The following is a 20,810-nucleotide window of genomic DNA, read 5'->3' as shown; positions in this document are numbered from 1 at the left end:
GTTGTATACAAAATCTCTACTGACCAACGACACGTCGTTGAAAAATAATCATTTCGTTGCCAATAACTGGGTTACGGGCTATTAACTTATCTTGAGAATCAACCATTTCTAAATGGGAAAAATCTAATTCTTGAGAGCGCTGTAGGATTTGGGATGCGATTTGGTTCTGCTCAGATTCTTGGAGTGTGTACCAGTCGTCATTGATTTTTACGGTCAAATTGCTGGTACGGAAATTGGCTTGAATTGATTTTATGATGCCAGAAGCGATTTGATTGCTAATTTCTGCCACTTGATTTTCAATGGCTGCAATCAAAGTTTGTTCTGGGGTTAATTGTATTGGTAGTGTTGGTGTAGGGGTGGCTTCAGGTTCCGGTGTAGGTTCTGGTGTAGGTTCCGGTTCTGGTGGCAGAACTTCAGGTTCCGGAGTTATTTCTGCTGTTGGTGATGGTTCTGGTAGGCTTGGTTCTGGTGGGGCGGAAATTGTGGGTGTTGGTGTGGGAACTTCCTCAACAGGGGGAAGCGTTGCTACTTCTGTAGGTTTGTTAGAGAAAATACTGGTAGTTGTCCACACTAAAACTACGGCAATACTAGCAATAATCCCTGTCAGTGCTGTATCTGATAATTTGGTTGATAAATTAGATGGGATAAAAGCACGGGTTTTCAGTAAAAACCTACTCCATCTAGACTCTAACTGTTGTAAAAAACTGGGAGTTGCTTGTGTACCAGGCGGCGGTGCTGTTTCTAGCTTCTCTACAGTGGTTTCTAAAACCCCTATTGTGCCTCGCAGAAACCCGATAATTACCGCCTTCCAAACAGGCTGCGGAACTCTCCTCTGGCGGGGTTGATTGGCCGGCGTAACTGTCGGTTCCGGTTGATTGGGTTGTTCGGGAGGATTGTCTTGTGACATGGAACTTTTACCAAAACCAACAAATCAAAGACAAACGAGCTGAATCTTTTTGCTTGTTTCTCTTTTGCCCTAATGTATCATTTCATGGGTAATGGCTTCGGCTAATCTGACTATTGATTAATTTGGTGATTTATGAATCTCAAACGCCGTCAGTTTTTATTTTTAAGTAGTCTCAGCGCTTTTGGGTCTGGATTATTAGCCTGGAAATTTGCCCATAAATATTACCAAAATACTGATTTAGCGATCGCCTCACCACCCAAAAAAGATTTACTTTTACGTTTTGTGTCGGTGGCTGACACGGGAACTGGGGCAAAAGGACAATATGCTGTGGCTAAAGCCATGACCCTTTACCACAAGCAAAATCCCTATGATTTAGTGGTTTTAGCTGGCGATAATATTTACAATAACGGCGAAATTGAAAAAGTTAACGCAGTTTTTGAGCGTCCCTATCAAGATTTACTCAAGCAAGGGGTGAAATTTCAGGCTTGTTTAGGGAATCACGACATTCGCACTGATAATGGTGATCCGCAAGTCCGCTATCCTGGTTTTAATATGAACGGACGGCGGTATTATACATTTCGCCGCGATCGCGTACAATTTTTCGCTTTAGATACTAACAATAATGCCGATTGGCAAAACCAGCTAACTTGGTTAGAAAAAGAATTAAGTAGTAGTAATGCTCCGTGGAAAATAGTATTTGGGCATCATCCCATTTATTCATCGGGTGTCTACGGCAGTAATCAAGCTTTTATTAAAACCTTCACACCATTATTTAAAAAATACGGAGTCCAGCTTTATATCAACGGACACGAACACAGTTACGAACGCACTCGTGCTATCGACGGGACAACCTATTTAATTTGTGGTGCTGGCGCAGGTAATCGTCCTGTAGGGCGTTCAAAATGGACAGAATACTCAACCAGTGATTTAAGTTTTGCTACCTATGAAGTTTATCCAGATAGGATAGAACTAAATGCGATCGCTACTAATAATCGGGTTTTTGACAGGGGAATTATTAGAAGGTTAGGGGTGTAGGGGTGTAGGGGTGTAGGGGTGTAAGAGACAATCGCTGTTGACTGTTGACTATTGACTGTTGACTATTGACTATTGACTGTTGACAACTAACAACTGACAACTAACCACTGACTAATGTAGTATCTACATTACTACTTACATAAAGCTTCCGCCTGCAACAATGTCAGAGCATCTTACGCTGCCAACAAATAAACCTCAAGTTACTCGTTTCTCCTCTGGCCCTTGCGCCAAGCACCCTGGTTGGTCTGTATCTAATCTGGAAAACGCCTGCTTGGGTCGTTCTCACAGGTCTGAGGATGGCAAAGCCAAGTTGTCTGAAGTGATTGAACGTTCCAAACAAATTCTCGGTTTACCGGCTGATTATCGTTTAGGTATTGTTCCGGCTTCTGACACGGGTGCAGTGGAAATGGCCTTATGGTCGCTACTGGGACAAAGACCTCTAGACATCTTGGCATGGGAAAGTTTTGGTCAGGAATGGGTTAAAGATGTTGTCGATGAGTTGAAGTTACCTGATGTGCGTCTTTTGAAAGCACCCTATGGCGGGTTACCCAATTTAGATGAGGTTGATTTTAGCCATGATGTGGTGTTTTTGTGGAATGGCACAACTTCTGGCGTGAGAGTGCCGAATGGTGATTGGATCAAAGACGATCGCCAAGGTCTAACCATCTGCGATGCTACATCTGCCGTATTTGCGATGGATATTCCTTGGGAAAAAATAGATGTATTGACTTACTCTTGGCAAAAAGTATTGGGTGGAGAAGCCCAACATGGTGTGATTGTCCTCTCACCCCGTGCTGTGGAAAGACTGGAAACTTACGAACCAGCTTGGCCTATACCGAAAATTTTCCGCCTATCCCAAAAAGGCAAACTAATTGAAGGCATTTTTAAGGGAGATACCATCAATACACCATCAATGTTATGTGTGGAAGATGCCCTAGATGCGTTGATTTGGGCGGAAAGTGTTGGCGGTTTACCTGGTTTAATTAGTCGTAGTGAAGCCAACTTAGCAGCGATCGCTCAATGGGTTAAACAAAGCAATTGGGCTGATTTCTTGGCTGAGAAACCAGAAACTCGTTCTTGTACTTCAATTTGCTTAAAAATCGTTGATGCTGCCTTTGCTAGCTTGAGTGCAGAAGACCAAGGTAAATTTGCTAAGAAACTAGCAAAACTTTTGGAAAAACAGCAAGTAGCTTATGATATTGCACCCTATCGTGCTGCGCCTCCCGGACTGCGAATTTGGGGAGGCGCTACAGTAGAAACTGCTGATATTGAAGCCCTGCTTCCTTGGTTAGATTGGGCATACGCGAATGTTAAGGCTGAGTTTGTGCCAGTAGCTTGAAGTAATTCGTAATTGCTAATACGTAATTCGTAATTAACAGTGTTAATTACGAATTACGTATCTTAAACCAATACGGTTCAGTTAACGTTGTCAGCTTATCGATTTCAGAAGAACCAAGACTTGGGGGATTCTCCCCCAAACCCCCGATTGGGGGAGGGTTGCGTCCCCCAAGCCCCCTCCAAAAAATATATCTGTTTTATTTGTAGCAGTTAATTTATTTTCTTAACTGAACCGTATTGTATTTTAAACAATTGATCAATTAATTACGAAATACCGTGAAAAATAAAAGGATTTACTCATAAAATCAACAAAAATTAGCCTGATTATAGAATTTATTAATAATTATTATATTTATTTGCCCTTTATCTTCAATGAAAGGATTTAATTATCTGTCTGTATTTTCTACGAGAGCCATAAAAAAATATATTAATCTCGATAAGTTAAGTAACCATAATTTTCAATTTGTATTCATCACAAGGGTTGGTTCTGTGAAGTTGTTAAGTAAGTCTTGGGAACTGCTTGACACAAATTGTCATAGTAGTTAAATTTACATTAACCTAACAAAAATCAAGATCATAAATAGCTGAATGTTGTGCAGGACTCATACAGTGGTTGCACAATTTCTGGGAGTTTATATCAGAAAACCTGATTCCGAGTTAGGATGAATGCTTAGTAAGCAATTGTATTAACATCGAGTTCAATTTTTTAGATTTTATGGACAAAAGTCCACAAGATGGCAGTATAATCCTCCCCTGAGTTTGGTGAGCTAGTCTCCCGGCGAGGGGGAGACAATAGGAGGTAAAGTCATGCTCACACAGGATGTTCGCATTGCGCTCATGGATGTTGCTGATTTAAACCAGCTCAAGTGGGATTTAAATCGGTTACAACCTGTAGATGTAGGCGAGTATATTACTCAATTGCCAGAAAAGCAGCGAGCGATCGCCTTTCGTCTCCTCAACAAAAATCAGGCAATTGATGTATTTGAATATTTGCCGACAGAAGTTCAGGAAGAACTAATTAACTCCTTACATGATGCACAGGTGGTGCAACTTGTGGAGGAAATGAGTCCCGATGAACGGGCAGAATTATTTGATGAACTACCTGCTGGTGTCATCAAGCGGTTATTACGAGAACTCAGTCCCGAACAAAGACAAGCAACCGCCACTATTCTTGGTTATCCCGAAGGTACAGCCGGGCGGGTGATGACTACTGAATATGTGCGTTTGCGTCAAGGTTTGACGGTGGGAGAAGCCCTGAGTAAAATTCGCCGTCAGGACGAAGACAAGGAAACAATCTACTACGCTTATGTTACAGATGACAACCGCAAACTAGTGCGGGTTGTTTCCTTACGACAATTGTTATTTACCTTTCCCGATGTTTTGATTCGTGATATTGCGAGCGATCGCGTTGTTAAGGTCAGAACTGATACACCCCAAGAAGAAGTCGCTCAAATTATGAAGCGCTACGACTTAATTGCTATCCCCGTAGTTGATCGGGAAGAGCGATTAGTCGGTATTATTACTATTGATGATGTAGTCGATATTTTAGAAGAAGAAGCAACGGAAGATATTCAAAAGTTAGCTGGGGTGAGTGGTGATGAAGCCGCTTTGTCTTCTCCGCTACGGACTATCTGCAACCGCTTACCCTGGTTGTTAGGAATAATGGCTTTGTATATTGGTGCAGCTAGTGCGATCGCCCCTTTTCAATCAATCATTGCTGCTGTACCAGTATTAGCCGTGATTATGCCCATATTTTCCAATACAGGGGGAACAGTCGGTATCCAAGCATTAACAGTTACCATTCGTGGTTTAGGTATAGGCGAAGTCACGCCCAAAGATACTATGAAAATCTTGCGGAAAGAAATTTTCGCAGGTTTAGGGACGGCTGTAGTGTTAGCAATGACCATGTTTGCCCTTTCCTTAATTTGGGCTAAACCCCAAGAACGATGGGTAGCGGTAATTGCTGGTACAGTTATGGCAACTAATACAATAGTGGCTGTAACACTTGGTACTTTGTTGCCAATGGGTTTGAAGCGCCTAAAATTAGATCCTGCCCTAGTCAGTGGTCCATTAGTCACCACAATGCTTGACACCATCGGATTTTTAACCTTCCTAACTCTGATTTCTACAGCCTTAAACGTGTTTCACTTGCCAGTTTAGTTGTTAGTTGAGGGCTGTTAGTTGACAGTTGACAGTTGTCAGTTGACTATGGACTGTTGACTATGGACTAATGACTAATGACTACTGACTAATGACCAGTTATGCCTACTTCGACTTGGAATCGTCACCACGTCCTTTCCTTAGCTGACTTTACTGCTGCTGAATACGATATTGTGTTAAAAACTGCTGCCAGTTTTCAAGAGGTATTATCTCGGCGGACAAAGAAAGTACCAGCTTTGCAGGGACAGGTGGTGGCAAATTTATTTTTTGAACCATCTACGCGCACTCGGAGTAGTTTTGAACTTGCTGCTAAACGCCTTAGTGCAGATACGCTAAACTTTGCTGCGTCTACTTCTTCCATGACCAAGGGAGAGACAATTCTCGATACAGCAAAGACATATTTGGCGATGGGTACTGATATTATGGTAATCCGCCATAAAGAAGCAGGCGTACCAAATGCGATCGCTCAAGAAATGGATCGTCTAGGTGTACGTGTTAGTGTCCTCAATGCTGGCGATGGTCAACATGAACATCCCTCCCAAGGACTACTGGATTTATTTACTATTTGTAGTTTAATTGACCCGGCTAATCCTAGATTAGAGCTTTTACAAGGGAAAAAGATTGCGATCGTTGGAGATATTCTCCATTCTCGTGTAGCGCGATCGAATATTTGGAGTTTAATTGCTAGTGGCGCACAAGTACATCTAGCCGCACCACCTACTCTATTACCCAAGTTATTTGCTGAGTATATTTTTGGAGAAGAAACAGCACCTCCAGGGCAATTATTTATCCATTGGCAATTAGAACCTGCTTTGCAAGACGCTGATTTTGTTATGACCTTACGCTTACAAAAAGAGCGGATGACTGCTCATTTATTACCCAGTTTGCGAGAATATCATCAATTGTTTGGCATTACTCGCGCTAAATTGCAACTATGTCAGCCCAATGTCAAAGTTTTACATCCAGGCCCTGTTAATCGTGGTGTAGAAATCAGTTCTGATTTGATGGATGATCCAGAATTTAGTTTGATTCAGTCCCAAGTTACCAGTGGCGTAGCGGTACGCATGGCATTGTTATATTTAATAGGTAGTGGTAAGACTTAATCACCAGTAATTGGTAATGGGAAATAACACTAATTACTTATTACCTGTTACCAATCAGACAAACTATAACTCAATAACATCAAGGTTATACCAATTCTCGATGAAGTTCCGCCGAATAAATGATGTAGAGACGTTGCATGCAACGTCTCTACAGTACAGAATGAAGTGCATATTCATCAAGAAACGGTATTAAGATAAAAATCTTGGTAGACAAAACCAAAAGCAAGAACCACCTTCACTACGAGGCACATAACCAATACTACCGCCCCAACGCTCAACTGTGATTCTACAAAAATAAAGGCCTAAACCAGATTTTCCACTACTTTTATCTTTACCTTGAGAAAACTTCTGAAATAAAGTGTTAACTGTTTCTAGTGGTACTCCACTGCCTTCATCATCTACAGAAACATATATATAATTTTCTTTTGATTGTAAACGGATAATTACTGTAGATTCAGGTGGACTGTAGCGGACAGCATTTTCTAGTATATTAAAAATTACTCTATCTAAACGAGATTTATCACCCTGTACTTTCCAGTCGGCTAAAGGATCAATAGCATCAGCTAAAATTAAGTTTATATTGTTTAATGTAAAACTAGGTTTTAAGGTTTCAACGACATCATTTACACAACTTAAAATATTGGGAGCTTCTTCACTATCAACAACGAATTTCTCTAATGCCATCATTTCCGCAGAAAATGTATCTAAAACTTTCCTCATGAGATTTTCTTGATTAAAAGATTGTTGTTGACAAACTTCTAAATAATTTCTTCCTTGGGGAGTTAAATTTTCAAATTCTAATAAGGATAAGCATCCATTCATCGCATTTAATTGACCCGCAATATCATGAATTAAACAATGAATTAGTATTTCTTGCTTTTGATTATTTTTTATTAGTTTTTGATAATTTAGTTGTCGTTGCCGAGCCTCTTGTATAATATTTTGCCTATGCCTATAGCTTTCCTCTAAAACTTCAATTAATAATATTTTTTTATCTTCGACAAAAGTTGCACGGGCTTCAAATTGATATTCTTTGCCCTGCGGGTCTATTTGTATCCAGATACCTGAAGTTAAGTTTTTACAATTACTATTACTCCAAAATTCTTCGGCATCGAATAGAAAGTTTTGTAAAAAATAAAATTCTTCTTGCAGAATTGATATCTCCATTCCTAAACTGTATTTATGCTGACAAAATTCTCTAAACCAACTAGGTAAATTACTAATAATTTTAAATAAGCCAGCATTAATTCTCTCTAATACAACAATGTTTAAAGCCGCAAATAGGTTTTCTGTAATATTTGCATTCATAATGATCAAGAAAGTTCAGCATGATAGTGCAGTTTAGCAGAAATAACTATAGGACTACTATTTGATTTGTGAATTATACGTAGGGGAGCCACTGTGTTGGAAGGGTTTCCCGGCAGTCACGCAAGTGGTGTTGGGCAATGCCCACCCTACAGATACTTATGTTTGTTCAATAATCGAATCGGATTACTATATGCAGCAGAAACAAAGTTTAAGATGTTCAAGAAATGCTTTACATGGAGAGAGCAAGCATTTTTGTAATTGGTTATATTCTAATGCTGTAACTTAATTCCAGCCTTTAGTTGCTAGTTTTTTTTTGGATAACGTTTAATAAAAATTATAAATAATTATACAAGATTATCTGGTGTAATCAAGGGTTATTGGTATTATTTTGATGCACTGACGCTAGACCAAGATGAATGAACATCAACGGCACTCTTATTGGCGTGCTAACACGGCTTTAATTAGAAATCTTTTAATTATTTGGATGCTGGTTTCCATAGTGTTCAGCATTCTGTTAGTTCAACCATTAAATGGACTACGTTTTTTTGGCGTGCCTTTTGGCTTCTGGATGGCACAGCAAGGATCAATCCTGACTTTTGTGGTATTGATTTTTGTTTACGCTTTCCAAATGGACAAGTTAGACCGCAAACATAATATTAAAAAGTAAGGAAAAACTGTGTCAGTTGAAATTTGGACGATTCTCATAGTTGGACTCTCGTTTGTTGCCTACATTTATATTGGTTGGCAATCACGAGTCAAGAGTAGTAAAGACTTTTATGTGGCAGGTCAAGGTATTCCTTCCATTGCTAATGGTGCAGCCACCGCCGCCGACTGGATGTCTGCCGCGTCGTTTATCTCAATGGCGGGACTGATTTCTTTTTTGGGTTATGACGGTTCTATTTACCTCATGGGTTGGACTGGTGGCTACGTGCTGCTGGCATTATTATTAGCTCCATATCTGCGTAAATTTGGTAAGTATACTGTGCCGGATTTTGTAGGCGATCGCTACTATTCTAATGTGGCGCGTCTAGTAGCAGTGGTAGCCGCAATTTTCGTCTCTCTCACCTACGTTGCTGGGCAAATGCGCGGTGTGGGTATTGTTTTCAGCCGCTTTTTGCAAGTTGACATCAACACGGGTGTCATCATCGGGATGGTGATTGTCGGCTTTTTTGCGGTGTTGGGGGGAATGAAAGGTATTACCTGGACGCAAGTAGCCCAATATGGAGTTTTGATTGTAGCTTACTTGATTCCAGCGATCGCGATCGCCTGGAAACTCACAGGCAATCCCATTCCTCAGTTAGCATTTACCTTTAGTGATGTTGCTACGAAGCTGAATCAAATCCAAGTAGATTTAGGATTTCAAGAATATACCCAGCCTTTTGTCAATAAGACAATGCTGGATGTATTATTCACCACAATTGCCTTGATGGTAGGTACTGCTGGCTTACCTCATATCATCGTCAGATTTTACACAGTTCCCAGTGTCCGCGCTGCCAGATTTTCAGCAGGTTGGGCGCTGTTATTTATCGCCATTCTCTACACCACAGCGCCGGCGCTTTCCATGTTTGCCCGTTACAACCTAATTACTACCCTGCACAATCAAACGATTACAGAAGTACAACAGCTAGACTGGGCGAATAAATGGGAAAAAACTGGACTGCTGAAGTTTGAAGACAAAAATAATGATGGTCGTCTCCAGTTAACCCCCAAAAAAGACACCAATGAAATTACAATTGACCGGGATATCATTGTGTTGTCTACACCAGAGGTAGCAAAACTAGCACCTTGGGTAATTGCTTTGGTTGCGGCTGGTGGTTTGGCGGCCGCTTTATCTACAGCATCAGGGTTGTTACTCGTAATTTCCAGTTCCGTAGCCCACGATATTTATTACCGTATCCTCGATTCCAGCGCTTCGGAAAAAAAACGAGTGTTTGTTGGGCGCGTCATGGTGGGTTTGTCTGTTGTTCTTGCTGGCTACTTTGGTGTCAATCCACCGGGGTTTGTGAGTGAAGTAGTAGCTTTTGCCTTTGGTTTAGCGGCTGCAAGCTTCTTTCCAGTTATTGTACTGGGAATTTTCGATAAGCGTACCAATTCCGAAGGTGCGATCGCTGGGATGTTGTCGGGGTTAATTTTTACGATTATTTACATCATCGGCGTGAAGTTTGCAGGTATGCAGCCTTGGTTTTTTGGTGTATCCCCTGAGGGAATTGGCACTTTGGGTATGCTGATTAACTTAGTAGTGACACTGGTAGTTTCGCGCCTCACCCCACCGCCACCAGCCGAAATTCAGACGATGGTAGAGGATTTACGTTCACCATCTATTGAAGATGAGTCTGAAATACTGATGCACTAAATAATAATACGCAATATATAAGGACACAGATATACTGTGTCCCTGTTTGTATAATCAAATTTAGTCCAATAGTTGTCGGCGTTGATTTTTGTTCACTGTCGGAGATGTAATTGCAGCTACAGCTAATAAAGATAAAATGAAAGTCGGTTCTGGGACTGCTTGTATGAATTGCGATCCACCTCGTAACCGTAATGAATAATTTCCTACATATCTTGGTTGTCCTAAGTTACTTTGTCCTGTACCGTCAACTCTCAAAACATATTCACCCACTGGCAGGTTAACGTAATCGATCCAAGAAGTTCCAGTAGTGTTTGCACTTCCAGCGCTATTGATAAATGTCCCATTACCAAACGGGGCTGGGTTAAGTGATTGCGCCACACCACCTAAAGATAGGCCAGTTCCACTCAATAATTCCAATCCAGGGAATGTGTTAGTAGGAAAAGGAGTATTAGTATAAGGCCCTGTTTCAATCCTTAAATTCCCTGTACCGGCATAGAAGAAGCGAAAAAAGTCATTATCTTGCAAATCAGAGAGATTTCCTTCAATAGCATCTAAGGATTGTCCAGCAGATCCCGATACCGTTTGTGCCGTACCAAATACATTACTAGCGTCCCCTACTTCAGAAAATACGGCAGCTTGAGAAGACTGAGTGTAGAAAACTGTTGCTAGTCCAACAGTAGCGATCGCACATTTGTAAAAAATGTTCATAGTCAGTAGAATTACGTTTTTTTGAAAACTGATTTAATACCTTATCAATATCAGTTTAAGAGATTTTACGAGTCAATCAGGTTAAAATTATGTATAATTGATTAAAAATTTCGTAATTCTACATATATCTGACAATTACAGTTTATAGCTTGTTTAGGAAAGTTTGGTAGGGTGCGTCAGTGCGATATTAACCTAGCTATACTCAGACATTATTCATACTGACGCACCCTACGTTTTGGATAATGTTTTATTTTGAATTTTGTTGGCGCAGCCTTGCCGTAGGCTATTTTAAATTGATACTACTACTGCCCCAACTCTTTGATATTGTTCATTGCTTGTTGGTATAAGTCATTATTGTTTTGGCGCTGGAAGATATCTGCTGCTTTTTGCAAGTCTTCCAGCGCTCCTTGTTTGTCGCCTTGGGCTGCACGGGCATTACCTCGATTATTATAGGCAGGGCCAAAGTTAGAGTTGAGGCGAATGGCTTGATTGTAGTCGGATATGGCTCCTTGGCTGTCCCCCTGGGATGCACGGGCGTTACCTCGGTTGTTATAGGCGATCGCATATTTGGGGTTGAGGCGAATTGCTTGGTTAAAGTCTTCTATAGAGCCGCTTTTGTCCCCTTGGACAGAACGAGCATTGCCTCGGTTATTGTAGGCTTCGGCGTAGTTGGGTGAAAGGCGAATGGCTTCGTTGTAGTCGGTAATCGCTCCGGCGTTATCGCCTAGAGAGGCGCGGGCGTTTCCCCTGCTGTTAAAGGCTTCGGCATCGTTGGGGGAAAGGCGAATGGCTTCGTTGTAGTCGGCGATCGCTTTTTGTTTGTCTCCCAAATCAAAGTAAGCTAATCCTCGTCCCCTATAAGCAGCGCCATAGTCAGGATCTAAGCCAATTGCTTTATCATAGGAAGCGATCGCCCCTTGTGAATCGCCTTGAGCGTGCTGTCTTTGCCCTTGCACGTAAAATTGCCCAGCTTGAGAATTATTGGTTGTCCGACGGCTAGGAGGATTTACTCCTATTTCTGTTACCAACACTTCTTTATTATTACTACAGGAAACGCTGGTAATTGCGCTCAGTGCGGTAAGCACACCTATAGTTAATACTCTTTTTAACTTCACCCGCCCTTGCTCCAATAACCACCGTTTCATAACTTGTTCTAAACCGCCATGATAACTGGATAAAATTAGTACCAAACTCAGTCAATTATCCAACTAAATATTGGTTCCTACTGTATACAGATATCCCTAGTCAATGAATTTTGGAGTTTAGATTGCTGATTTTAGATTAAATAAACTCTTTTCATCAAAAACCAAAAACCTAAAATTATCATGATCAATTGACGTGCTGATCTCTTTCACCCACGGTTTAATTAACAGTTAATCACTGGATCAATCGGGAAATTTAGCAAATAAATTATTGTAGGAGAAAATTTACGGTGCTATGTATTAGAACTTACGCACTCAAGTTGTCGGTTGAAAGTGGGTGTAGGGGTGTAAGGGTTTTTAACATTTACACCCCTACACCCTTGATTTTTCCAAGCCCATTAGCGATATTAGGCGATCGCGGGTATTTTGATCAGGGACTTCCAGATAAAAAATATCTCAAATGTAGGGTGCGTCAGTATGAATAATTTCTCAGTATAGTTAGGTTCTCTAACACTGACTCACCCTACTAAACCATGAATTTTGGATAATTTATTTTTTGTTGTTCCCTAAGCGCGCCCACAGGGTATTTTGAATTGATGACCTTTCTTACCCATTGGCGGAAGATTCAAACACACCTACAGGACAAGCAACATTTGTCCCACCCAAACCACAATAACCATTGGGGTTTTTCGCTAGGTATTGCTGATGATAAGCTTCCGCGTAGTAGAACTCTGGTGCATCTAGGATTTCTGTCGTAATCTTTTCATATCCTGCACTGCTGAGAGCTTGCTGATAAGCCTCTCGTGAAGCTTCTGCTAGCTGTTTTTGCGCCTCTGAATAGACGTAAATACCTGAACGATACTGAGTCCCCACATCATTACCTTGGCGCATTCCTTGAGTAGGGTTGTGGCTTTCCCAAAAGACTTTAAGTAGCTGAGTGTAACTAATTACTTTGGGATCAAATACTACCAATACAACTTCGTTATGACCTGTCAAGCCTGTACATACTTCGTCATAGGTGGGGTTTGGTGTAAAACCAGCCGCATAACCAACTGCGGTGCTGTAAACTCCCGTCTGCTGCCAAAATTTACGCTCTGCACCCCAAAAGCAACCCAAGCCAAATAATGCTTTCTCGAAACCTTCAGGAAAAGGGGGTTTTAGTGGGTTTTTATTGACATAGTGGTTAGCCGGTACAGGCATGGTTTGCGCCCTTCCAGGTAAGGCTTTTTCAGGGGTGGGCAGCGCTAATTTTTTGCCAAATCCAAATAGTGCCATTGATTTTGAGTCTGTGTTTTTACATATATCTTTAATTTACTTAATATTTTAAGCCTTCTGCCATCCCCAGTCATTTTTCTGGGGGGTCAACTTTCGGCAGTTTCTAACTCCATCGATACTGAAGCATGAACTAAGGGTAACAGAGGGCCTAGTTGCTCTTGTCCATTGACGGCTAAATCACTATGACAGAGATAAATTTTCTGTGATACACGAGATAGCAAATCAGTCAAAATTCTTTCTAGTCGAGTTTGTTCTGCTAATTCTTCATCTTCTGCTGTCCAAGGTTGTCCTAACCTGTCTTGTAAGAACAATGGAGCGCCAAACAAGGTAGCTGCACCACCTTTAGCCCACAGGGGAGAACCTGCATCAAGCCAAAAATGCCATTGGTGAAATCTTCGACTAGAACGATATTGGAAAATGGTGGCGATGGTGACAGCTTTTTTCACTGAGCCAATGGGGCGTAAGGGGTAAGGGTTGGCGGTAATTGTACCCCGTCTTAGCAGTTGAATAAATTCTACGATGGGTGTGTTGACTGGGGAGTCCTGAGTAATAAATTCTTTCCCTGTCTCTCCTACTCCTTTGCTTTGCCGTAATCTAGTATCGATTTCCCAATAATGCTGGGCCGTCTCTAATAATTCTCGTAGTGCGGCTAACTGATCATAGGGTAGGTTGCTGCCATTCCACAAAAAGCGTTGAATTGCTCTATCTAATAGGGATATAGGGCTGGGAATCAGGCGCAGTTCTTGTTGCGATCGCTGCTCCTCTAACCACTGTAATATTTCACTATAGGCTGTGGTGGCTGCGTAACCAATCCGATCCCAACGTTCAAAGCTTGTCACTGGTAGTAAGTTGGGGTGGTCGGGATGGGGGACAAAGCAATAGTCAGCGATTAATCCTGCTCGTACTGGGTCGATTTTGGTGGGGAGTGGGGAGTGGGGACTGGGGACTGGGGACTGGGGACTGGGTGGTGTTGTTAGGGTTTCGGGGGGTTCTGGTTTTCTACTTAAAACAACTAGCATCTCAGCTACTGCATCCCGGTCTACTAAGCGCCCTAAACCTGGATAAACTAGCGCCAGCATGGTGAGTAATGCTCTGATGGGTGGTGAACTAATGAGGGGGCGTTGGTCGTTGAGGGATTCGACAGGGATATTTTGTTTGGTGAGGATTTCTGTTAGTGTATAACGGGCGATCGCATCTAAACCAGGGGCGATGATTGCCACCTGTTCTGGTTGTACTTGCCCTGACTTGATGGCATTAACAATTACTTCAGATGTTTGCCGTAATAGTTGGGCGCGGGATGTGGTTTGGATTGATTGCACCATCGGTGGCAAACCCGACGATAATATTATTGGTTCGCTGAGGGATTGGATCATTGGCGTTGCTAATCTCTGTGCCAATGATGCTGGTGCTAACCCCATTAAGGTTTCGATTTGGCAGCGTCTAGCCAATCCTGCCATATATTCGGGATCAGCGCCCAATCCTAAGCGCACTCCACCATCAGGATTGTAACTAAAAGCGGCGATCGCTCCTTGATCTAACAACAACTCAAATAATTTCCGCACTACACCCGGATATTCATCCACGTCATCGGCTATCACTACCTGATATCTTTTAGCTAGGTGTTGCTGGTAATTTTCATGGTTTAACAAGTGCTGACTGTAGAGTTCAGTAATAATGCCATAAGTCAGTAATCCTCGTTCTAAACACCAATTGCGCCAATCTAGTAATAAAGATGCCAAAAATTCTGGCTCTAAATTAACGTTATTATCCTCTAAGCCTGTTTGCAAAACCTGAGCAATGTTTTCACAAGGTGTACCACTATAAGCCGCCAGCTGCATCAAGTCCAAAATACGTCTAACCAAACGATATTCATTTACTCCCGCACGTCGTAATATTTCTTCATCTAAATGCGATCGCCAGAGTTTTGTTGCCAGTTCTTGCTCGGTTTCTGGGCGCAATCTGACGGGAAATTGTGCTTTTAGATTCAACAATTGAATCAGCAAAGGCCAAAATAAGATAATGTCATCCTGAAAAAATCCTAGTGGTGTTTTCACCCGAATTGGGTATTTACCTTGAGTATTAGTAACAATTTTGTCACCTAAATCTCGGCGATTATCATCATTCGCCGATAAAACTAAAACTCCGGGTTTAGCTTGTTGAATATCCCAAGATAAAGATGTGCTTGCTTTTAATTTTGCTTTTTTAGTATAAAATAATTCATGAACTTGGTTGTCATGTTGCACCCAATCACAAAATTGTTTTACCAAACGAGTAGTCTTGCCACTACGGCTAGTACCAACAATCCAAATAGAATGAGAAAGCACAAATTATCTCCTGAGCAGGTTTGTTAATATATTTTTTGAGTTAATTTAAAGTAAATAAATCTTACTTAATCATTAATTTACAGATAAATGCCTACAATGAGGAATTCTATTTTTAGCGAAAAAGTTTATCCTATTCTCCTGTCTGCTTATCGCTGGTATTTACGAACTCCAGAACGTTCTTTAGAAGAAGCTTACAAAGCTGCATTAAATATTAAAGCCATAGAAGATGAACACTTCAATGGTAACAAAATAGACTTTAACTCAGCCATCTACAGCAATAGTGTGATGGATTATTTTGAGTCTGATTTAGCCCAAGAATTAAAGACAGCTAGAATGCGGCTAACTGAATTTCGTTTTAGTCGTTGGTTTTCTAATGAATCTCATCAAAAAGCTGCTCGCAAAGCAGGGATAGAGTATCCAAGTTCTACCGTAATTTTAGAAAAATTAAAATTTATTGATGAAATTATCTCCAAATATATCATCACTGATTACGAAATAGCTGCTCCATCCGGTGTTTCAGACTTACAAGTTAGAACAACGAGTTTACAACCACCTGAAAATCCATCGCTCACTGATTCTTTAAGAACTAACGATATTAATAAGAATAATTTAGTCGAACGCATTTATACACCAACATCACCACCACAATTAATCAGACCAAGGACGGAACAGAATAAAAAGCCGAGAGGAAAAGCAGATACAACAGGCATTTTGCCACGCTCTATTTTGAGTACCATCGGGCGTTTACAAATTGAATTAGACCCCAATTCCGAACAGGATGTTATTAACAATTTCCGGCAAGCTCAAAAAAGAAGCATTATATCAATTAGATTTATTTTACTACTAATTATAGTACCTCTTTTAACCCATCAATTATCAAAAGCTCTAATCGTTAGCCCCATTTTTAACCATTTTAAAAAGGCTGATACAGAGCAGATATTTCTGAACGCTGAGATGGAGGAAGAAGCATTATCAACCCTGCATAGGTTTGAAGAAAGAATCAAATTTGAAAACATGATTAGTAATGCACCTCCTTTGTCTGCTGAAGCCATAGAAACTCAGATAAAAGAAAAGGCAGAAGAAATTGCAGCAGAGTTTCGAGGTGAAAGCTCTAATGCTATTAAAAATGTGTTTGCTGACATCTTTTCTGTTGGCGCATTTATCTGGTTACTGCTCGTGAGCAAGCCTTCGATTATGGTACTCAAAGAATTTTTTGATAATGTTGTTTATGGTCTCAGTGACAGTGCCAAAGCATTTATCATTATTTTATTTACTGATGTATTCGTCGGATTTCACTCTCCTCATGGCTGGGAAGTAATTTTAGAAGGTTTATCCCGCCACTGGGGACTACCAGCTAACAGAGATTTTATTTTCTTATTTATTGCAACTTTTCCCGTAATTTTAGATACTATCTTCAAATACTGGATTTTCCGTTACCTCAACCGCATATCGCCTTCCGCCGTTGCTACATACCGTAACATGAATGAATAAAAGGCATAAGAAAGTGCGTTGCCATGATCTCTGCTTCACTAGATTTGTATAGTTTTTTACTCATCTTTTCTGTAATTTTAAATATAAATACTGTCTATATGTGGGTGGGTGTTAGATGATCTGGTCTGATACCCTAACCCGCACATGGAGTGGTTTTTACATATCTTTGCCACTGACTACTGACCACTAACTACTGACAAAACTCTATCCCCTTGTGGGTAGAGTTTTTATTTTAACTAGGAACTACTCACGGGTCTATCTCGTCGTTTTTGCTGACTGTGAGTCGAGTAATAAACTGTGTCTAATAAAGTAATTATTTAGACATCAGTGCCGTTAATAGCACTTGGCGTAGTCACATACGAAGACTCATATCATGGAAATGCCGTGTTTTTACGACTGTACTAACCTTATTCAGAAGGTTTGCGGTATTTTTAGTGTCTCTTGTTTTTTAATTTTTACTTGTTACCGAAATCAGGTTATTGCGGGTTGTATCTAGTTAATGTTCCTGCTTACATCAGTTACCAGCGAAATAACGACACCAACTAATCTGGACAAAGCAGTCCTGATAAAAAATTTCCCTGACTCATCACAATCTCCGCTACCGTTAGCAGTACTCATTGCTTTTAAATCCGTAGTGCAGAATCTTTATGTAACAAGGCTTTTGAGCCTAAGTAGAACGACTTGAAAAAAGCAACCTAATGTTAAGTGATGTAAAAATACTAGGCTTCAGTTCGTATTAAGGACTTTAGTCCTGGTTTGAGAACTTTAGTTCTCACTACAAACATTTAATTATTTACCCTGTTCTACTTATACCTTGGTAAAACTAGTAGGCTTTTGTTTTCCTGACTGACAGCAAAACTAGTTTATTGAGAAAACCTAAGCAACCGTCACGCCAAATCATCTATTCCACTGAATTTTGGCATTTAACTACTGATATTTTATGTGAGGTGAAAAATGTTCAAAATTTTATTTGATAGCGATTTAATATTAGATGCCGTTATGAATCGTACCGAACTTGCGGAGGATGTGAGAACTTTATTAGAAAATTTACATCCATCTATTCGGTTATACTTAACGGATGTTGGGTTGCAAAAAGTTTCTGCTTATACTTACTGTTTAAAAAATAGCCAGATTCCTGAGATCATAGTTGATTGGTTACAAGAGCAAATTCAAATTTGTCCTATCGATCAAGATTTGCTACAGAAAGCACGTTATTCGCCTCTCAGAGATTTTGAATCTGCTGTAGAACTGGCTTGTGTTAACCATTACCAATTAAATGCGATCGTTACTAATAAACCAGAAGATTTTATTGTCGCTGCTCACCCATTATGTGTATGGTCGTTTGCTGACTTGTGGTTACGCATCAACTTAGAAAGTCAATTACAAGCGACTATACATAGTTGATATATCACGAATCTAGACTGAAAATAGTAATATCATGATTTTAAAATCTTTATCTGAGAACTAATTTAAACAAAAATTCTGTCATTTTTGATAGATTTTACTATTGGATTCATACTTGATTTTTTAAATATACGCAGAGAGACCACTGTGTTGGTAAAGGCAGTCCCATCTTGTGGGTTTACCCCACGAGGAACTGCCGAAAGGGTTCCCCAGCTTGAAGCGAGTGGCTGGGAGCAATACCACCCTACAGATACTTGGATTGTTATGCACAAGCATAGGCTACACCAACAATAATCAAATCCGGTTTTTATATAAGAATAGGTAATAATTAATGAAATTTTTCTTAGACAATTTTTGAATATCAGCGAAAATTCATAGCTAAATTAAAATTTAGCTTAAGATATGTTAACGAAATCTTATTCGCTCAAGAAGAGACAAGACTAAATTTTTTTTTGTAATTTGATAGCGCGGGTTTTCTTTGGTGCTAGGATCTAGCACTATAGGTAAGATTAAAGTGCTGTAGCTGTGAAACAAAAGCCAAAACCAAGAATCGCTTTGTTGCGGGAAAAAGCAGGACTAACTCAGTTGGAACTGTCCCGTCTTGTTGGTGTGACTGAAAGCACTATTCAAAACTGGGAAAGTGGACGGACTGGAACAGACCACATTGAAAGAATTATTAGGTTTTGTAAAGCCTTGAATTGTCAAGTAGAAGACCTAATTGAGTATAAAGATGAAACAACAGAAACGTCTGTGAATAAACCAACTTCTTTAAGCGACATTCATCATCTGTTAGGAACTGAAGAGGCTACTTTTGCTAATAATTCTGAGGCTGGGTTTTCTCAACAGCCAAAAGCACCTGAAGCCAGTTTCTAGCTTTCCAATTTAAATTATCACCTCCGACCAATTACTGGCATTATGCTTAGTAATTGGTAATTGTTTATCTGTGATTATTTATAGCAAGTCTAATTGGGAATTCTCCAAAGGAATTGATTGTTGCCATAGAGCGTCAACTGTAATAAATTGGTAGCCTTGTTGTAATAGTTGCGGAATCAGGATTTGAATGGTTGCAGCTACATCTTGTCCACCACAAGCACCATCGTGTAGAACAATTAGTGAACCGTTTTGTACTTGGTTAATAACTCGCTGTACTACTTGTGTAACGCCAGGTCTTACCCAGTCTTCTGGGACAACACTCCACATCACTGGACGATATTTCCATTCCTGTAAGAGATTTAATGTTTTGGGTGTGAACAACCCATTAGGAGGTCTAACGTCACGCACTTTTTCTGGTGAGAGGTTACAAGCATTGTAGATGGCTGCTTGGGTTTTTGCTAAACTCTGTTGGAGTTCGATGGGCGAGAGCATGGGGAAAGAGCGATGATCGTAACCGTGTAAGCCGATCCAATGACCACGATCGCATATTGCTTGAGCAATACTTGGTGAACGGTTAACGCAAGCACCTAACAAAAAAAAGCTAGCAGTGATGTTGTAGTAATCTAAGACTGCTAAGACTTCGGGGGTGTATTGGGGATGGGGGCCGTCGTCAAAAGTCAAAGCGATCGCTTGACAATGGCGATCGCCACTCCAAAGACAGCCAGGAAAAGCTGGTTGCAGAATCCGATGAACAACAGGAAAAATTGGAGCTAGCTGAATTTTTACCATTCCCTCACCTCAGCTATGGAGGTTAAATCTTAACAGATTTTTTCTGCTGAGATGGCGCTAAACGAGTAATTTTCGGTTTCGTCTTTCCCAATAACTCAAAAAATAACTCCTCATATTGCTCAATTGCTTGCTCAAAGGAGAAATTTTCTTCTGCGAATCGTCTACCTTGATTGCCTAACTTTGTCGCTAATGTCGAATTATTATATATATCCAATACTGCTGCTGCTAACGCTTCCGGTGATTCTGGTTCCACAATCACACCGCCACCACTTTCTTTAATCACCTTGGCTGCTGTACCCGTTGCAGGAACCGAACCAATAATTGGACGACCAGAAGCTAATGCAAGTGGGATCTTAGAAGGCATATTAAAAGCAATCACGTTGCTTTTCTGCACAACTAAGTTAACATCAGCCGTTGCTAACATTTGCGGTACATCTTCCCTTAGTTGCAATGGCAAGAGTAGAACATTATCTGCTCCACAAGATAGACAATATTTCTGTAACCTAGATAAAGCCTTTGATTCACCAATAATGACAAAACTAATATTCAAGGGGCGACAAACGCCTCTAAACTTAGCCAGATAAAGGTTTGAGAGGCACA

The 20,810-nt window shown here is 40.5% G+C and carries 17 protein-coding genes; 9 read left to right on the top strand and 8 right to left on the bottom strand.

The window, feature by feature from the left end; translation table 11 throughout:
- Positions 1-16 precede the first annotated feature (16 nt).
- On the bottom strand, positions 17-907 hold the full coding sequence (locus ACM5QX_RS25485; RefSeq protein WP_414756077.1) for a hypothetical protein: 891 nt from the start codon (positions 905-907) through the stop codon (positions 17-19).
- Positions 908-1,039: 132 nt separating this feature from the next.
- On the opposite strand from ACM5QX_RS25485, the gene ACM5QX_RS25480 reads away from it, so the two are divergent.
- From ACM5QX_RS25480 to ACM5QX_RS25465, 4 genes are all read left to right on the top strand, one after another.
- Complete coding sequence (locus ACM5QX_RS25480; RefSeq protein ID WP_414756076.1) at positions 1,040-1,942, top strand: metallophosphoesterase family protein; 903 nt, start codon at positions 1,040-1,042, stop codon at positions 1,940-1,942.
- A gap of 160 nt (positions 1,943-2,102) precedes the next feature.
- Positions 2,103-3,281, top strand: a complete 1,179-nt coding sequence (locus tag ACM5QX_RS25475; protein WP_414756075.1) for a phosphoserine transaminase — start codon at positions 2,103-2,105, stop codon at positions 3,279-3,281.
- Between the two features lie 806 nt (positions 3,282-4,087).
- Positions 4,088-5,440 (top strand): magnesium transporter, encoded by a 1,353-nt coding sequence (mgtE, locus tag ACM5QX_RS25470; protein WP_414756074.1) that lies wholly within the window; start codon positions 4,088-4,090, stop codon positions 5,438-5,440.
- A 101-nt stretch (positions 5,441-5,541) separates the two neighbouring features.
- Positions 5,542-6,543: an aspartate carbamoyltransferase catalytic subunit gene (locus ACM5QX_RS25465; protein WP_414756073.1), complete on the top strand. Its 1,002-nt coding sequence runs from the start codon at positions 5,542-5,544 to the stop codon at positions 6,541-6,543.
- 189 nt (positions 6,544-6,732) lie between these two features.
- On the opposite strand, the gene ACM5QX_RS25460 is transcribed toward ACM5QX_RS25465, so the two are convergent.
- Complete coding sequence (locus ACM5QX_RS25460; RefSeq protein WP_414756072.1) at positions 6,733-7,851, bottom strand: sensor histidine kinase; 1,119 nt, start codon at positions 7,849-7,851, stop codon at positions 6,733-6,735.
- A gap of 412 nt (positions 7,852-8,263) precedes the next feature.
- On the opposite strand from ACM5QX_RS25460, the gene ACM5QX_RS25455 reads away from it, so the two are divergent.
- On the top strand, positions 8,264-8,518 hold the full coding sequence (locus ACM5QX_RS25455) for a DUF4212 domain-containing protein (protein WP_011318021.1): 255 nt from the start codon (positions 8,264-8,266) through the stop codon (positions 8,516-8,518).
- Between the two features lie 9 nt (positions 8,519-8,527).
- Positions 8,528-10,204, top strand: coding sequence for a sodium:solute symporter family protein (locus tag ACM5QX_RS25450; protein WP_414756071.1), 1,677 nt, complete (start codon positions 8,528-8,530; stop codon positions 10,202-10,204).
- Positions 10,205-10,264: 60 nt separating this feature from the next.
- On the opposite strand, the gene ACM5QX_RS25445 is transcribed toward ACM5QX_RS25450, so the two are convergent.
- The 4 genes from ACM5QX_RS25445 to ACM5QX_RS25430 all read right to left on the bottom strand — a co-directional run bounded on the left by ACM5QX_RS25445 (position 10,265) and on the right by ACM5QX_RS25430 (position 15,653).
- Positions 10,265-10,912, bottom strand: a complete 648-nt coding sequence (locus ACM5QX_RS25445; protein ID WP_414756070.1) for a hypothetical protein — start codon at positions 10,910-10,912, stop codon at positions 10,265-10,267.
- Between the two features lie 302 nt (positions 10,913-11,214).
- Positions 11,215-12,057, bottom strand: coding sequence for a tetratricopeptide repeat protein (locus ACM5QX_RS25440; RefSeq protein WP_011318023.1), 843 nt, complete (start codon positions 12,055-12,057; stop codon positions 11,215-11,217).
- 603 nt (positions 12,058-12,660) lie between these two features.
- Positions 12,661-13,329, bottom strand: a complete 669-nt coding sequence (gene msrA, locus ACM5QX_RS25435; RefSeq protein ID WP_414756069.1) for a peptide-methionine (S)-S-oxide reductase MsrA — start codon at positions 13,327-13,329, stop codon at positions 12,661-12,663.
- An 86-nt stretch (positions 13,330-13,415) separates the two neighbouring features.
- Positions 13,416-15,653, bottom strand: a complete 2,238-nt coding sequence (locus ACM5QX_RS25430) for a recombinase family protein (RefSeq protein WP_414756068.1) — start codon at positions 15,651-15,653, stop codon at positions 13,416-13,418.
- An 87-nt stretch (positions 15,654-15,740) separates the two neighbouring features.
- Here ACM5QX_RS25430 and ACM5QX_RS25425 point away from each other — a divergent pair, with 87 nt between their 5' ends.
- From ACM5QX_RS25425 to ACM5QX_RS25415, 3 genes are all read left to right on the top strand, one after another.
- On the top strand, positions 15,741-17,144 hold the full coding sequence (locus tag ACM5QX_RS25425) for a proton extrusion protein PcxA (RefSeq protein ID WP_414756067.1): 1,404 nt from the start codon (positions 15,741-15,743) through the stop codon (positions 17,142-17,144).
- A gap of 954 nt (positions 17,145-18,098) precedes the next feature.
- Complete coding sequence (locus ACM5QX_RS25420; protein WP_414756066.1) at positions 18,099-18,548, top strand: hypothetical protein; 450 nt, start codon at positions 18,099-18,101, stop codon at positions 18,546-18,548.
- Between the two features lie 525 nt (positions 18,549-19,073).
- Positions 19,074-19,421, top strand: a complete 348-nt coding sequence (locus tag ACM5QX_RS25415; protein ID WP_010995839.1) for a helix-turn-helix transcriptional regulator — start codon at positions 19,074-19,076, stop codon at positions 19,419-19,421.
- A 78-nt stretch (positions 19,422-19,499) separates the two neighbouring features.
- On the opposite strand, the gene ACM5QX_RS25410 is transcribed toward ACM5QX_RS25415, so the two are convergent.
- Both ACM5QX_RS25410 and ACM5QX_RS25405 read right to left on the bottom strand, forming a co-directional pair.
- A complete protein-coding gene (locus tag ACM5QX_RS25410) occupies positions 19,500-20,201 on the bottom strand; it encodes a polysaccharide deacetylase family protein (RefSeq protein ID WP_414756091.1) in 702 nt (233 codons plus the stop codon).
- A 31-nt stretch (positions 20,202-20,232) separates the two neighbouring features.
- Positions 20,233-20,810 (bottom strand): glycosyltransferase (locus tag ACM5QX_RS25405; protein WP_414756065.1); only part of this gene is annotated, 578 nt, incomplete at its 5' end.

Source organism: Anabaena sp. CCY 9910 (genome assembly GCF_963920875.1).
Lineage (GTDB): Bacteria > Cyanobacteriota > Cyanobacteriia > Cyanobacteriales > Nostocaceae > Trichormus > Trichormus variabilis.
The sequence above is the reverse complement of the archived record's forward strand: the minus strand, read 5'-3'. Positions and strand labels throughout refer to the sequence as shown.